At 68.2% G+C, this 14,741-nt stretch carries 11 protein-coding genes; 10 read left to right on the plus strand and 1 reads right to left on the minus strand.

Annotated elements, in window-relative coordinates; genetic code table 11:
* Positions 1-15: 15 nt before the first annotated feature.
* The 7 genes from ACIOC0_RS20480 (at position 16) to ACIOC0_RS20510 (ending at position 10,572) form a co-directional block, all read left to right on the plus strand.
* Positions 16-2,352, plus strand: a complete 2,337-nt coding sequence (locus ACIOC0_RS20480) for an FAD-dependent oxidoreductase (RefSeq protein WP_402156518.1) — start codon at positions 16-18, stop codon at positions 2,350-2,352.
* Between the two features lie 2 nt (positions 2,353-2,354).
* Positions 2,355-2,693: a chorismate mutase family protein gene (locus tag ACIOC0_RS20485; protein ID WP_402156520.1), complete on the plus strand. Its 339-nt coding sequence runs from the start codon at positions 2,355-2,357 to the stop codon at positions 2,691-2,693.
* Positions 2,690-4,765, plus strand: a complete 2,076-nt coding sequence (gene pabB / locus ACIOC0_RS20490; protein WP_402156521.1) for an aminodeoxychorismate synthase component I — start codon at positions 2,690-2,692, stop codon at positions 4,763-4,765. The genes ACIOC0_RS20485 and pabB overlap by 4 nt, the downstream gene beginning before the upstream one ends.
* Positions 4,766-4,838: 73 nt before the next feature.
* Positions 4,839-5,732, plus strand: a complete 894-nt coding sequence (locus ACIOC0_RS20495) for a prephenate dehydrogenase dimerization domain-containing protein (protein WP_402156523.1) — start codon at positions 4,839-4,841, stop codon at positions 5,730-5,732.
* A gap of 23 nt (positions 5,733-5,755) precedes the next feature.
* Positions 5,756-6,985, plus strand: coding sequence for an MFS transporter (locus tag ACIOC0_RS20500; RefSeq protein WP_402156525.1), 1,230 nt, complete (start codon positions 5,756-5,758; stop codon positions 6,983-6,985).
* The gene (locus tag ACIOC0_RS20505; protein ID WP_402156527.1) at positions 6,982-8,130 is read left to right on the plus strand and encodes a 3-deoxy-7-phosphoheptulonate synthase; all 1,149 of its coding nucleotides are present in this window, start codon (positions 6,982-6,984) and stop codon (positions 8,128-8,130) included. Before ACIOC0_RS20500 ends, ACIOC0_RS20505 begins: the two co-directional genes overlap by 4 nt.
* Before the next feature lie 21 nt (positions 8,131-8,151).
* On the plus strand, positions 8,152-10,572 hold the full coding sequence (locus tag ACIOC0_RS20510) for a condensation domain-containing protein (protein WP_402156529.1): 2,421 nt from the start codon (positions 8,152-8,154) through the stop codon (positions 10,570-10,572).
* Between the two features lie 353 nt (positions 10,573-10,925).
* Here ACIOC0_RS20510 and ACIOC0_RS20515 read toward each other — a convergent pair whose 3' ends face one another.
* A complete protein-coding gene (locus ACIOC0_RS20515) occupies positions 10,926-11,348 on the minus strand; it encodes an acyl-CoA thioesterase (protein ID WP_402156531.1) in 423 nt (140 codons plus the stop codon).
* 254 nt (positions 11,349-11,602) lie between these two features.
* Here ACIOC0_RS20515 and ACIOC0_RS20520 point away from each other — a divergent pair, with 254 nt between their 5' ends.
* The 3 genes from ACIOC0_RS20520 to ACIOC0_RS20530 are packed head-to-tail and all read left to right on the plus strand — an operon-like array spanning position 11,603 to position 14,699.
* The gene (locus tag ACIOC0_RS20520; protein WP_402156532.1) at positions 11,603-13,162 is read left to right on the plus strand and encodes an AMP-binding protein; all 1,560 of its coding nucleotides are present in this window, start codon (positions 11,603-11,605) and stop codon (positions 13,160-13,162) included.
* Positions 13,159-13,380 carry a phosphopantetheine-binding protein gene (locus ACIOC0_RS20525; protein ID WP_402156533.1) on the plus strand — a complete coding sequence of 74 codons (222 nt, stop codon included), beginning with the start codon at positions 13,159-13,161 and terminating at the stop codon, positions 13,378-13,380. The genes ACIOC0_RS20520 and ACIOC0_RS20525 overlap by 4 nt, the downstream gene beginning before the upstream one ends.
* A complete protein-coding gene (locus tag ACIOC0_RS20530; protein ID WP_402156534.1) occupies positions 13,377-14,699 on the plus strand; it encodes a flavin monoamine oxidase family protein in 1,323 nt (440 codons plus the stop codon). Before ACIOC0_RS20525 ends, ACIOC0_RS20530 begins: the two co-directional genes overlap by 4 nt.
* Positions 14,700-14,741 lie beyond the last annotated feature (42 nt).

Genomic DNA, 14,741 nt, shown 5'->3' on the forward strand with positions numbered 1-14,741 from the left:
AAAGGGAACATAGTGATGTCTGAGGGAAACCACTCGTACGACGTCGTTGTGGTCGGCAATGGCGCGTTGGGACTCTCACTCGGCCTGGAACTCGCCCGGCGCAAGGTCCGCGTGGCCGTGCTGGGTCAACCGCACCGGCCGGGCGCCGCGTCCGCGGCCGCGGGAGCCATGCTCGGCGCCTTCGGTGAGGTGACGGCCGACCACCTGACCAGCGAACACGGCCGGATCAAGCTCGACTGGGCCCACCAGGCGAGCAAACTGTGGCCCGAGTGGCTGAGCCGGCTTCGCCTCGACTCCACCGACACGGATCTGCTGACGGCCAAGGGAACCGTCGTCATGCTGAACACCGTCGGCGTGCCCGGGATCGACACCCGGAACTACAAAGCCATCCGTGAATCGCTCATCACGTACGGCGAGAAGTTCGAGGACGTGGACCCCGAGGACATCGACTGGTTGGACGCCGAGCCCTCGGCACGTCCGCTCCAGGCGATGTTCCTGCCGAACGAACACGCGGTGAACGCCACCGAGTTACTGATGCGCCTGGAGAAGGCGTTCGTGGCCGCCGGCGGAATGCTGATCGCGGAGCGCGCGACGCGAGTCGACCATGCCCATGGACGAGTGCGCGGGATCTCGCTGGAGTCGGGCACGACACTGCGGACCGGCAAGACCGTGCTGGCCGCCGGGGCCTACTCCCAAGTCGTCCTGGACAGCGTGCCTGAACAGGCCGTCCAGATCCCCCGGCTCATCAGCGGCTACGGCGTCTCCGCCGTGGTGGACACCGCGGACGGCACCTGCCCGCCCAGCGTGATACGCACGCCCAACCGCGCCTTCGCCTGCGGCCTGCACGTCGTTCCGCGCCCCGGCGGCCGGCTCTATGTGGGGGCGACGAACATCGTCTCGGTCGAGCCGCGCGAGACCGCGCTCATCTCGGATGTCCTCTTTCTGCTCAACTGCGCCCATCGCCAGGTCCGCAAGGACCTGGCCGACAGCGGACTGCGCAGGATCCAGGTCGGAAACCGGCCCGTGTCGCTCGACGGGATGCCACTGTTGGGTGAGACGGGGCTCAGCGGCCTGTGGATGATGACCGGTACCTACCGGGACGGTCTGACCCTGTCGCCGCTGCTGGCCCGGGAGATGACTGCGCTCCTGCTCGAAGAGGCGTCCTCCATCGACCTGGAACCCTTCAGGCCGGTCCGCCCGCCCATCCAGCCCGCAAGCCGCGAGGAGGTGGTGGACGCCACCGTCACCCACATGCTGGCGACCGGCTACGAGTCAGACTGGGCCGTCCCCATCTACTGGCCCGCCGCCATGGAGCACTACCTGCACGTCGCCTACACCCAGCGGGCGCAGGAGCTGGATCCGATCTTCACGCCGCCACCGGAGCTGCTCGCGGCCTCGCGCCTGAACCCGCCACTCACGCAAGCCCTGCTGGACTACTACGCGGCCAGCCGAGGCGGCGTGAAGGTCGGCGACTCCTCCCCGGCGGCCCAGAGCCCGAGCCCCGGGCAGCTGACGGTCGACGACCTCGCTGAGGAAGTCGTTCGCACGTTGACGAGCGGCGGCGTGCCGCGCCCGCGACGGGACGCCGACGCGCTGCTGGCCCATGTCCTGGGCTCACCCGGGCCCAAGGACCAGGTGCCCGAGGAGGCCGCACACGAGGTGCGTGCGCTCGCGGCCAGGCGAGCCGAACTGATACCGCTCGGCCACATCCTCGGGCGCGCTCGGCTGGGTGGTGTGGAGGTAACGGTCACCGAGGGCGTGTTCGCGCCCCTGTTCCCGACCGAACGACTCCTGGAATGGGGTCTGTCGGCCATCTCCGACATCCGGAATCCTGTGGTGGTCGACCTCTGCACGGGCTCCGCTGCGGTGGCGCTGGCCGTGGCCCACGCCCGCCCGGATGCCCAGGTTCACGCAGTCGACCTGGACGAGGCGGCGCTGGAGTGCGCACGCGGAAACGCGGCTGCGCGGGTGGCGGCGGGTGACACGCCGATCACCGTGCACGCGGGCGATGTCGCCGACGAGGAGCTGCTGGCGTTCCTTGACGGCAAGGTCGATCTGGTGCTGGCCAACCCTCCCTATGTTCCTGTCGGCACCGAGATCTCGCCGGAGTTCGGGAAGTACCACCCGGAACGAGCCATCTTCTCCGGCGCCGACGGGCTCGACGTGATCCGCCATGTGATCTCCCGCGCCGGGCGACTGCTGCGGAGGGGTGGCGCACTGGCGATCGAGCATGACGACCCGCAGATCGATGTCGTGCCGGGTCTGCTGGCGGCCTCCGGCCTCTTCAGCGATGGTGAGGGCCACCGCGATCAGGAGGACCGCCCCCGCTACACCACCTCCTTCAGGAAGTGACCATGGCTGCAACGGAAAACGACGACCACAACGGCCTGGCCCGCATGCGCGCCGAACTCGACGGTATCGACAACCGGTTACTGGACGCCGTGCGCGACCGTATCGAGGTCTGCGTACGGATCGCACACTACAAGCGGGAGCACGCGGTGCCGATGATGCAGCCGCACCGCATAGACGCGGTCCAGCAGCGTGCCGCGAAGTACGGCGCCGAGAACGGGGTCAGCCAGGCATTCTTGTCCCAGCTCTACGATTTGATCATCGGGGAGACTTGCCGGGTCGAGACCTTGGTGATCGACGAGGGGCGCCAGGGCGGGGAGACCGTCGCGGAGGGCCCGCGGTGAGCGAACCGGTCCGCACACTCCTCATCGACAACTACGACTCCTTCACGTACAACCTCTACCAGCTGCTCGGCGAGGTGAACGGGCAACCGCCCACGGTGGTGCGCAATGACGTCGACTGGTCCGCGCTCAGCCCTCGGGACTACGACAACATAGTGATCTCGCCGGGGCCCGGACACCCCGGCCGGCAGCGGGACTTCGGCGTCAGCGCCGCCGCGATCCTGGACTCGCGCCTACCGGTGCTCGGCATCTGTCTGGGACACCAGGGCATGGCGGAACTGTTCGGCGGCTCTGTCCAGCACGCGCCCGAGCCGATGCACGGAAGAATCTCGCACATACACCACACCGGCGAAGGGCTCTTCGCCGGACTACCGTCACCGTTCTCCGCGGTGCGCTACCACTCGCTCGCGGTCACCGGACTTCCGGACGAGCTGAGCCGCACCGCATGGACGCAGGACGGAGTCCTGATGGGGCTGCGACACCGCAGCAAGCCGATCTGGGGAGTGCAGTTCCATCCGGAGTCCATCTCCAGTGAGTGCGGCCGCGAACTGCTCGGGAACTTCCGGGCACTCACCCTGCGCCGGCGCGACCGTGCGCGCGTCACCGGGCCGTCCTCCCCCACACCACTGCACGTTCGGCGCCTGGCCTGCTACCCCGACACCGCCACCGTGCACGCCGAACTCTTCGCCGGGAAGCGGGGCGGCTTCTGGCTGGACAGCAGTTCGCACGCCGAGGGAAACTCCCGCTTCTCCATCCTGGGCGACGGCACGGGCCCGCTTGCCGAGTACGTGACCTACCGGGTGGCCACGCGCTCGGTACGGGTGGAAAAGGCCGACGGGCTGATCGAGCACCACGATCAGGGCATCTTCGAGTACCTGGACGCGCAACTCCGCTCCCGGGAATCACCCGCTTCGCGTGATCTCCCCTTCGACTTCAACCTCGGCTACGTGGGCTATCTGGGATACGAACTCAAGGCCGAGATCGGGGCGCACGCCGCACACACCTCGCCCACGCCCGACGCCGCACTGCTGTTCACCGACCGGGCGGTCGTCGTGGACCACGCCGATCAGTGCACGTACCTGCTGGCTCTGGGCACGACGGCCCACGACCCCGACGCCGCGAAGTGGCTCGACAAAACCGCGGCCCGCCTCGAATTGCTGCCCTCGCCCGAGACCCACCCGCGGCGTCCACCGGTCACCTCCGCGACGCTCGGGGACACCTTCGTTCCGCGCCACGACCGCGCACAGTACCTGGCGCGGATACACGAATGCCTTGAGGAGATCAAGAACGGTGAGTCGTACGAGATATGCCTCACCAACATTTTCAGCACCGACGCGATTCCTGACCCGTCGTCCACGTACCGGCTGTTCCGGGACATCAGCCCCGTCCCGTACGGCGCCCTGTTCGAGTTCCCGGATATCGCCGTGCTCAGCGCGTCCCCGGAACGCTTCCTCGCCATCGACGCGAACGGCGTAGCGGAAAGCAAGCCGATCAAAGGCACGCGGCCGCGTGGGGCGACACCCGCAGAGGATCTGGCGTTGCGCGAGAACCTGCTGAACAGCGAGAAGGACCGCGCCGAGAACCTGATGATCGTCGACCTGCTGCGCAATGACCTGAACACCGTCTGCACCGTGGGTTCCGTTCATGTGCCGAAGCTGTTCGACGTCGAGACGTACGCTCCCGTGCACCAGCTCGTGAGCACCGTCCGTGGCCGGCTGCGTCCGGGGGTGTCGGCAGTGGAATGTGTCCGGGCCTGTTTCCCCGGCGGCTCCATGACCGGTGCGCCGAAACTCCGCACCATGGAGATCATCGATCGGTTGGAAGGGGGGCCGCGCGGGGTGTACTCGGGTTCGCTCGGCTGGTTCTCGTTGAGCGGCGCCGCGGATCTCAGCATCGTCATCCGCACGATCGTGGCGACGCCTGAGCAAGCCTCCTTCGGAGTCGGCGGCGCGGTGATCAGCCTTTCCGACCCTGCCGCGGAGTTCGAGGAGACTTTGGTGAAGTCCCGCGCGATGGCGCTGGCACTCACCGGCTCCGTGCGGCGCGCCGAAGAAGGCGAGGGCCGGCATGAGTGATGCCGCAATCGCGACGCCCCCGGGAGGCATCCGGCGCGCTGTCGTGGCCGGCGGGTCCGGCGCGATCGGCCAGATGTTCACCGCGCTGCTCGTCGGATCCGGCCTCTCGGTGTGCGTGGTGGATCCCCAGCCTCCGGCGTCGACGCATCCGGGTGTGCGCTGGATCGCCGGGGACATCAGCTCACCCGGCGAGGACGTGGGCGCTGAGTTGGCACGCGTGGATCTGCTGCTCCTCGCCGTGCCGGAGCCGGTGGCTGTCGCGGCGGTGCCGGCCTTGATGGACGTGCTCCCCGCACGGGCGTTGCTGGCCGACACCCTTTCCGTGAAAACGCGCATGGCAACCACGGTGCGCGGCTACCACGGTCGTCAAGCCGTGTCGCTCAACCCGATGTTCGCTCCGGCACTGGGGATGCGGGGGCGGCCGGTGGCGGCCGTGGCGCTCCATGACGGGCCTCTGGTCGATGAGTTGCTGGCCCTGGTCGAGGCGCACGGCGGACGGGTCGTGCGCATGGACGCAGCGCGGCACGACCGGCTGGCTGCCGTCTCGCAGGCGCTGACGCACGCGACGGTACTGGCCTTCGGGCACGCACTGCATACCCTCGACGCGAACGTCGAGGAGCTGATCGCCGTCGCGCCGCCCCCTCACGCCACCCTGCTGGCCCTGCTGGCCCGTATCAGCTCCGGTGCTCCCGAGGTGTACTGGGACGTCCAGTCCGGAAACCCGCTGACAGCGGACGTTCACGAGGCGCTCGCCCGCGGGGTGGAGCACCTGCGAGACGTCGTGGCACGCGGCCACGCCGCCGGTTTCGAAGGTCTGCTGAGTGACGCCGCCGGCGTTCTCGGCGAGCGACGCCGGCCCCTGGAAGACATGTGCGCCCACATGTTCGCAAGCGCCTCGCTCGTCTTCGCCGAGCGGAGCGAGTCCACCCTTGAGTCTGGCACCGGTCAGTGGCAGACGAGAAGGTAACGGAAAATCATGGGAGTAGAACGATGAAAGTGACCGACCTGCGTGGTCCGGCCCGCACCCTCGCCGTGGTTCAGCTGATCAGCAGAACCGGTGACGGCGCGTACTACGTGACGTCGGCACTGTTCTTCACGCAGATCGTCGGGCTGTCACCGGCCCAGCTCGGTCTCGGACTGACCGTCGCCTGGTCCGTGGCGTTGGCATTGGGTCTACCCCTCGGACACGTCACGGACCGCCTTGGCGCGCGGGAAACCGCGGTCTTCTTCTACGGCTGCGCCGCCCTTGCCGTAGGCTCCTACCTCTTCATTCGCTCCTTCCCGCTGTTCCTGCTGGCGGCCACGCTCTACGCCGTCGGGCAGCGCAGCGGTTCCGCGGCTCAACAGGCGCTGCTGGCCGGGGTCGTGCCCAAGGACCAGATCACCACGGTGCGCGCCTTTCTTCAGGCCGGGTTCAACGCCGGGCTGGCGATCGGGGCCGCGCTGGGTGGCATGGTGCTGTTCTTCGACACGCGAGAGGCGTATCTCATCGCGTTCGCCCTTGACGCGTGTGCATTCCTGGCAGCATCACTGGTGCTGCTGAAGGTGCCGCGCGTCGCCCGGACTCCGGCCAAGGAAAAGGGCGAGAAATCTCAGACGGTGCTGAAGGACCGCCCTTACGTCGTCATCAGCCTGCTGAACGTGATCCTGGTACTGCACGGTCCGCTGATCGACGTGGCCCTGCCCTTGTGGATCGTGAGGCACACCGAGTCTCCCAAGTGGATCGTGGCGGCCATGTTCGTCCTCAATACCTTGGCAGTCGTCTTCTTCCAGGTACGCGTCGCGCGCCGGGTCACCGACATGGCGAGTGCGGGACGGTACGTGGTGAAGGGCGGCCTGCTGCTCGGCGCGAGCTGTGTGGTCTTCGCCTATTCCGGGAGTGGTGGCTCGACATGGTCGGCGGTGGTGCTGCTCCTGACCGCCACCGCGATCCAGACCCTCGGTGAGATGATGCAGTCGCCCGCTACTTGGGAGATCAGCTTCGGTCTCACGCCCGAGGGCCGGCACGGTCAGTACCAGGCGTTCTTCGGATCCGGCCTCACCGTGGCGGAGCTCATCGGCCCGCTGGTGCTGACCGGCCTGCTCGTCTATTGGGGATCGTTCGGCTGGATTCTGCTCGGCGCGCTCTTCGTCGCGGCCAGCTTTCTCATGGTTCCGGCCGTGCGGTGGGGAGAGCTCCGTCTGGATGCCGCGAAGGTGACGGCAGGAGAAGCTCAGTGAGCTCTGGAGCCGACTCTCAGCAGCCGAAGTGGTCCGATCGGGCGGCCCTCGCCCAGGTGACCGCCAGGCTGGCGGTCAGTCCTCCTCTGGTGCAGGCGAAGGACGTACGAGAGTTACGGACTTCCCTCGCGAACGTAGCCTTGGGCAACAAACTGGTGATACAGGCGGGCGACTGCGCCGAGGACCCGGCGGAGCGGACAGCCGCACATGTGCGCAGCAAGGTGGCGCTGCTCGATCAACTCGCCGAGCGCGCCACGGACATCACGGGACTGCACGCCCTCCGTGTGGGTCGCATCGCCGGACAGTTCACCAAGCCGCGATCCCGGCCGACCGAGTGGATCGATGGCCGGGAACTGCCCGTGTTCCGCGGGCACATGGTGAACAGCCCCGTACCGGATCCGCTGCTTCGACGACCGCAGCCGCGACGCATACTGGAGGGTGACCACGCGGCGCGCGAAATCATGGCCCACCTGAACCGGGACACTCAGGTGTGGACGAGCCATGAAGCGTTGTTGCTCGATTACGAGCTACCGATGGTACGGCGCGATGAGCTGGGCCATCAGTTCCTCGGCTCGACCCACTGGCCGTGGATCGGCAACCGGACCCGCAGCATCGATGGCCCTCATGTCGCGCTGCTCGCGCGGGTTGTCAATCCGGTGGCATGCAAGATCGGCCCTGGGATCGCCGAGAACGAACTGCTGTCCCTGTGCGAGCGCCTGGATCCTGATCGCGTGCCCGGCCGATTGACCCTTGTCGCGCGTATGGGCGCAGGCAGCGCCACGGAGAAGCTGGCGAGCCTGGCCAAGGCGACTCGTGTCGCCGAGCACCCGGTGATTTGGCTGATAGACCCCATGCACGGAAACACGGTGAATACCCCCGGCGCCCTGAAGACCCGGTTGATACAGCATGTCGTCTCGGAAGTGTGGCAGGCGACGGAGGCCATTCGCGATGCCGGCGGAGTGGTCGGGGGTCTGCATATAGAAACCACTCCGGATCAGGTCACCGAGTGCGTGTACGAGGCGGGGCAATTTGATCTGGTGGGAGAGCGGTACACGACATACTGCGACCCCCGACTGAACCCCGGCCAAGCGCTGTTGGTGGTATCCGAATGGGCAAGGTGTGCGGTCAGCCGACGGCATCAATAGCACCGTCAACGGAGGAATGTCATGATCCGTCAGGTCTCAGCACCGCAGCAGGAAGCGCTGTGGTGGATCCAGCAGCGGTCATCTCACAAGGATCTTTACAACCTGACGTGGCGGATGTCCGTCGGCCGTCTGGACGTGCCGGCGCTCGAACGAGCCTGGCAGGCCTTGGTGGACCGGTACGAGGTCCTGCGAACAGCGCTTGTTCACGAGGACGGTGCCGTCTGGCAGGACATCCACGCACGGGCGCCGGCCGCCCTCAACGTGCTGAAATGGCCACAAGAAGCCCAGGACGCCGTGGCGCCGCGGCATGATCTGCTGGACGAACTGGCCAAAAACCTGCACAAAACGCCGTTTGAATTGAGCGTCCCCCCACTCGCCCGCCTCTCTCTGGTCACCGTGGGGCAGAGCGACGAGTTGTTGTTGACCGCGCACCACTCGATGCTGGACGGCTGGTCGATGCAGCGAGTGGTCCGTGAACTGGCCGAGGTTTATCACGCCGAACTGGCTCACCCCGGAAGCGCGCATATCGCCGAACCTCCGGTGCAGTTCGCCGACTATGCGGTGAGGGCCAGAAAGGCCGAATCCGACGGCAGTTGGCAGGAGGGTACGGACTACTGGGTGCGCACGCTGTCCGGTGTCGACAGCGCCACGGTGAAACCCGACCGTGTGCGGCCGCAACAAGTTCCCGGCGCGCCGGGCGCCGTGGTGCGTCACTCGCTCAGCTCCAAGGCGTCCGAGGGCGTGGCCGCGTTGACCGACCGCGGCGGCATGACCCCGTTCGCCTGCTATCTGGCCGCCTTGTACACCGTGCTCGGACTCGGCGGCGTCCACGGGCGGTTCGCCGTAGGGGTCGGGGTGGCCAATCGACTCACCGAGCGCGACGCCGCTTGTGTCGGATATCTGACCAATGTCGTTGTCGCCACCGGGGAGTTGTTCGAGGGCGACACTCTGGATGATGTGGTCGCAAGGGCGCGCGACGATTTCTGGGACAGCCTGCCCCACCAGCAGGTCCCGTTCTCATTGGTGCACAATGCGCTGTCCGTCGAGGACAGGAACCGCCTGGGTGCGACTCCGAGTGTGCTGCTGACGTATCACGGGAAAATCGGTGCCGGTGTCCTGCTCGGCGAGCGGGAGACCGAACTGAAGGCGAGCCCCAATTCAAGTGCTGTCAACCACATCACGCTGGGCATCTTCGAAGAACCCGAAGCGACGGTGATCGAGGCGGGGTACGACACCAGCCGTTTCGATGAATCCACGGTGCGCGCCCTGCTTTCGGATCTCGAACAGGTACTGGAGGTGGGAGTACGAGCCGAGGTTCCGATCACTACGCTGCACGTCCGAACGCGCTCCACCACGGCCCGGACGGTCACGCGAGCCGATGCCGTCGACACGGTGCGGAGTTCTTCGATCGCGGAGGCAGGGGCGGAGGGCGGCGAGGGCCTGCGAGGGTCGGTACGCGCCATCTGGTGCGAGACGTTGGGGCTGACTCAGGCGGATCCGGAGAGTGACTTCTTCGCGGTCGGCGGGCATTCCCTGCGTGTGTTCGTCCTCTTCGCGAAGCTCCAGGAGGCCACAGGCTGCCAGATAGACATGATCGACTGGCTCGACACCCCCACCCTGGGCAAGCTGATCCACCTCACAGAGCGGTCGGTCACGACCGAGCAGCCGATCGAGCACAGCGTGCTGCTGAGGCAGGGCGATCGTGGCGGGCCGCACCTGCACCTCATTCATCCGGCAGGCGGTGCCGACCAGACCACCTACAAGGATCTGACGAGTGCGCTGCCGGATGGATGGCGGGTGACCATGACCCCTGACGGGGATCAGGAAACCCTTGAGGAGCTGGCGGACCACCACCGGGAGAACATGGACGCCGGCCGGACGCCGGACGTGCTGGGCGGTTGGTCGCTCGGTGGCCTGATCGGCTACGTCATGGCCGTACGGATGCGTGCGGACGGCGTCACGCCGCCCCCGCTGTTGCTCATCGACCCGCCCGCCCCGGACGGCAGTGCGGCGAACGAAGCGCACAGCGAGCTCGACGCGTTCATTTACACCATCCTGCGTGCCGTGGACGCGCCAGCGCTGATGCCGACCGAGTTGCTGCTGTCGCCCGGCGACACCGAGCACGGCCTGAGCGTGTTGGAGGCACTGGTGAATGCCTCGGGTTCCGCGATGTCGATCGACGTTCTGCGGGAGCGCTTCGACGCGATCCGCAGGCACTGGACGGCCGCGGGTGAGTACGTCTCCGACGAACCGATCGACGTTCCGTCGGTCCTGGTGGCCGCCGAGCTGCCCGAGGAGGCTGTCGCCCACTGGAAATCCCTACTCGGCCCCGGCATGGTGCTGGTCGAGGTGGATGCCGACCACTTCGCGGCGGTCAAGGATCCCTTCGCGGCGCGGATTGCTGAGGCGGTCGTGGCGTTGCTGAAGGGCAGAGTTGGCTGAAAGGCAGGGTGGACTCCAGCGCGCGCAGGTGGAGCGGGTTCCGTGTTCGCCTCGATGACGGCCGGGTCGTCCGAGGCGAGGCAGACCGCGCCGGAGGGCATGACGCCCTCGCCCGGCATCGGAACCGGCCCGGGAGAACGGGATGCTCCGCCGGTCCGCGGCGGAGTCCGACCGGCGGAGGAGTGCGGAGATCGGACGGGCTGTGCCCGTCCTCATCCGGATCAGGCATGGCATCAGGAAAACGACTGACCAGGACGGGTGCGGAAAGGGGAAACGGAAGGCGCCTTCGGAGCTTCCGGACGGGCAGTCGGTGAATCCCTTCGGGCGCTTCCGGTTTCCCTGATTCCGTTTGCTCAGAGCCCCATGATTTCCGGATGCTCGGCGAGCTTGGCGAAACATTCGGCCGGATCCGAGACGAGCTTCCGCTTTTCGAGGTCGATGAGCCCGGCGATGCTGGTGATTTCGCAGGCCAGCACACCGTCGGCGCGCCGGATCTCCTGTTCCACCCGGAATGTCTTTCCTTCGCCCCAGATCCACGCGCACGTAACGTCGACTTCATCGCCGCCGCGCAGCTCGTGCCGGAACCGCATAGTGTTCTCCAGCACCGCCGGGCCGACTCCGCTGTCGATCAGTTTGTCCTGGGAGATCCCGGCCGCTCGCAGGCTCTCCCACCGCAGATGCTCGAAATACTGCAGGTAGACGGCCTGGTTGAGGTGCCCCTGTGTGTCGAGTTCATAGCCCCGGACGACGAGTCGTAACTGAAACGGTTCCGTCATGCTCAGCCGGCCTCTCTTTTGTCGATTCCTGGAATTCTTACCCGATGTGATCGTACGGAGCAACCCGCTCCACAATATGAAATGTGATGTGGATCACGCACTGACCTTCTTGACCCTCCGACGTACGGGAGTGTTACGTTCGCCACCATGTCTTGCTGGGTGATCGTTTCTGTAAAACTTCACTCCCGACTCTTATCCGGCCCGACCGTTCCAGCCGTTTTACCCGCCGTTTCCGAGAATGCGGAACGACTCTGATGGCGGACGTCGTCGCCGCTCTCGTCGCAGCAGCCCGCGCCTTTCCCGAGAACACCGCCGTCGCCCACGGAGACCAGGAACTGACCTATGCGGAGCTGCTCCGCCAGGTCCGGGCGACGGCCGACCGACTGGGGCCGAGTCCCGGCCCGGTCGGAGTCCTGACGGACCGCTCGCCGGCCACCGTCATCGCTCTGTTCGGCATCCTCGCCGCGGGCGGCGTCTACTGCCCGGTCGACCCCGTCTTCCCCGCCGCCCGCCAGAAGGCGCTCCTCCAATCCGCAGGATGCACCCGGGTGATCGTCGCCCGAGCCGGCGCTCGGGTACCCGAGGGGGTGGAGGCCGTCCACCTGCCGGTCCCCGACACCGCCCACGCCACGGGCCTCCCGGACCTTCCGGCGCCCGCGGATCCCGGCCGTCCGGCGTACACGCTGTTCACCTCGGGGTCCACCGGCCGGCCCAAGCCGGTCGTGACACCCCGGCGGGCCATCACCGTCTCGGTCGCCTCGCTCCGCGAACTGTTCGGCCTGAGTTCCTCGGACCGCGTCCTGCAGTTCGCCTCGCTCAACTGGGACACCTGCTTCGAGGAGATCCTCCCCACGCTCACCGCCGGCGCGACCCTCGTCTTCCACGACGAGGCGTACACCGGCTCGCTGCCCAGGCTGCTCCGGGCCGCGGCCGCCGCCCGCGCAACCCTGCTCGATCTGCCGACCGCCTTCTGGCACGAACTCGTGCGTCACCTCGTCGAGAACGACGAGTGGCTGCCCGATTGCGTGCGGACCGTTGTCATCGGAGGCGAGGCCGTCAGCCCTGCCCGGCTCGCTGAGTGGCGCGCCCTCGGCACCGGCAGGGTCAGACTGATCAACACGTACGGCTGCACCGAGACGACGCTGATCACGCACGCGGTGGACCTCGACGGCCCCGGGGCACCCGGCGTCCGGTGGGACGAGCACGACCGCGTCCCCATCGGCCGGCCACTGCCGCACGTCACCGAGGACATCGGTCCCGACGGCGAACTCCTCGTTGCCGGGCCGGCCTTGGCGCTCGGCTATCGGGGCCTTCCGGAGGCAACCGCCGAACGTTTCGTGACCCGTGCCGACGGGACGGGCCGGACCCGCTGGTTCCGCACCGGCGACCGGGTCTCCCGCCGCCCCGACGGCCATCTCGTGCACGAAGGCCGGCTCGACGCGGAGATCAAGGTACGCGGCATCCGCGTCGACCCCGGCGAGATCGAGGCCCACCTGACCGCCCACCCGCAGGTCGGCGCCGCTGCCGTCATCGGCACGAAGACCGGCGACCGCACCACTGTCACCGCCTACCTGGTGCCCCAGCGCGCCGACAGCGCCGACGCGGACGTCCTGGCCCGGGAAGTCCTGCGTCATCTGCGAAGGACCGTGCCCGGCCACCTCGTCCCGCACAAGGTCGCCGTCGTCGGCGAACTCGTCCACACCGCCGGCGGAAAGATCGACCGGCTCGGCACCCACCGGCGCCACACACCCGCCGCTGTGCCGCCCCAGCCCGCCGCACCACACGGCCCCCTCGCAGAAAAGGACCAACGATGAGCCCCGACGACATCGTCGGCATCTTCCGGCGTGTGCTGGAGACGGACAGCGTCTCCGTGGACTCCGACTTCTTCGACCTCGGCGGCGACTCCCTGCTTGGCACCCGCGTCCTCAGCGCAATTGCCCGCGCCCAGGGCGTGGAGCTGACTTTCGCCGACATCGTCGACGCGCCCACCCCGGCCGCCCTCGCCGACCGCCTCGCGAGCGTGACCCGATGACCGTCGTCGTCGTGGGAGCCGGCCTCGCCGGTCTCACCGCAGCCGCCGACCTGGCCGCGCGCGGCATCGAGGTGACCGTCCTGGAGGCCCGGGACCGGGTCGGGGGGCGGATGCACGGCATCGAGGTCGTCCCGGGCAGGTGGGCCGACGCCGGCGCCGCGTACCTCGGCGAACGGCACACCGAGCTCCTGTCACTGATGGCCGAGTCCGGCCTGAAGACCGTTCCGACCACCATGGACGGCGAGAGCCGCTTCGCGCTCGGCGGCGCCCCCGCGCGGAGCGTCCCGGGCCGCTTCCCGCCGCTGAGCGGCGTCGCGCTCGGCGAGATGTTCGATCTGCTCGACGAGGTCACCCGGTCCGTCCGCCCGGACGCGCCGTGGCTCACCCCCGACGCCGCGCACCTCGACGCGATGACGGCCGCGGAGTGGGCCGACGCCAACCTGAAGCACGAGGACAGTCGGCAGTTCTTCCCGCTGTTCCTCGGCGAGATGATGGCCGCCGCCCCCGCCGACGTCTCGGTCCTGCACATGGCCTTCTACCTCCGTTCCGGCGGTGGCCTGCGCTACCTCAACGCCTTTGCCGGCGGTGCCCAGGAGTGGCGGATCGACGGCGGCGCGCACCGGCTGTGCCAGGCACTTGCCGCGGGGCTCGGAGACCGGGTCCGGCTGTCCGAGCCGGTCACCGCCGTGGAGCAGGACGACGAGGGGGTCGTCGTACGGTCCACCGGGGGCGGCACCCGCGCCCGGGCGGTCGTGGTCGCCCTGCCTCCGGTGCTCGCCGACCGGATCGACTTCAGGCCCGGCCTGCCCGCGCCGCGATCCGGTCCGCGTACCGCGCCCGGCTGCGCGGTCAAGGTGCATCTGATCCACCCCTCGCCGCTCTGGCGCGAACAGGGCCTGTCCGGCTGGTCGGTCAGCAACGACGGCCCGCTTCTGTCCACCGTCGACGACTCGCCCGCCGACGGCGGCGCGGGCATTCTGACCGGCTTCGTCACCGGTGAGGAGGCCCACCGCTTCGCCACGCTGAGTCACGAGGAGCAGCGCGCCGCCGCCGTCGGGCATGCGGCCCGGCTCTTCCCCGGCCTGCCGGAACCGATCGGGTTCCATGTCACCGACTGGGTCAACGACCCGTACAGCAAGGGGTGTTACGCCGCCCTGTTCGGCCCCGGTGACTGGCTCTCGCTCGGCCCCGGGCTCACCGCCCCGCACGGCCGGGTGCACTGGGCCGGCACCGAGACCAGTACCGAGTTCTTCGGCCTCATGGAAGGCGCGATCCGCTCGGGCCACCGGGCCTCCGCCGAGGCGGCCGCCCGCCTCTAGGGGTGTCTTCTGGATCCTGCCGACGACGCGTGGCCTGGCACG

Source organism: Streptomyces sp. NPDC088254, from assembly GCF_044740925.1.
Classification (GTDB): domain Bacteria; phylum Actinomycetota; class Actinomycetes; order Streptomycetales; family Streptomycetaceae; genus Streptomyces.

What these genes read in the sequence shown, in the direction of transcription:
- ACIOC0_RS20530 (WP_402156534.1), top strand. Translation starts at nt 13,377, where the DNA reads ATGACCGTCGTCGTCGTGGGAGCCGGCCTCGCCGGTCTCACCGCAGCC.
- ACIOC0_RS20515 (WP_402156531.1), bottom strand. Translation starts at nt 11,348, where the DNA reads ATGACGGAACCGTTTCAGTTACGACTCGTCGTCCGGGGCTATGAACTC.
- ACIOC0_RS20520 (WP_402156532.1), top strand. Translation starts at nt 11,603, where the DNA reads ATGGCGGACGTCGTCGCCGCTCTCGTCGCAGCAGCCCGCGCCTTTCCC.
- ACIOC0_RS20500 (WP_402156525.1), top strand. Translation starts at nt 5,756, where the DNA reads ATGAAAGTGACCGACCTGCGTGGTCCGGCCCGCACCCTCGCCGTGGTT.
- ACIOC0_RS20485 (WP_402156520.1), top strand. Translation starts at nt 2,355, where the DNA reads ATGGCTGCAACGGAAAACGACGACCACAACGGCCTGGCCCGCATGCGC.
- ACIOC0_RS20525 (WP_402156533.1), top strand. Translation starts at nt 13,159, where the DNA reads ATGAGCCCCGACGACATCGTCGGCATCTTCCGGCGTGTGCTGGAGACG.
- ACIOC0_RS20480 (WP_402156518.1), top strand. Translation starts at nt 16, where the DNA reads ATGTCTGAGGGAAACCACTCGTACGACGTCGTTGTGGTCGGCAATGGC.
- ACIOC0_RS20510 (WP_402156529.1), top strand. Translation starts at nt 8,152, where the DNA reads ATGATCCGTCAGGTCTCAGCACCGCAGCAGGAAGCGCTGTGGTGGATC.
- ACIOC0_RS20495 (WP_402156523.1), top strand. Translation starts at nt 4,839, where the DNA reads ATGTTCACCGCGCTGCTCGTCGGATCCGGCCTCTCGGTGTGCGTGGTG.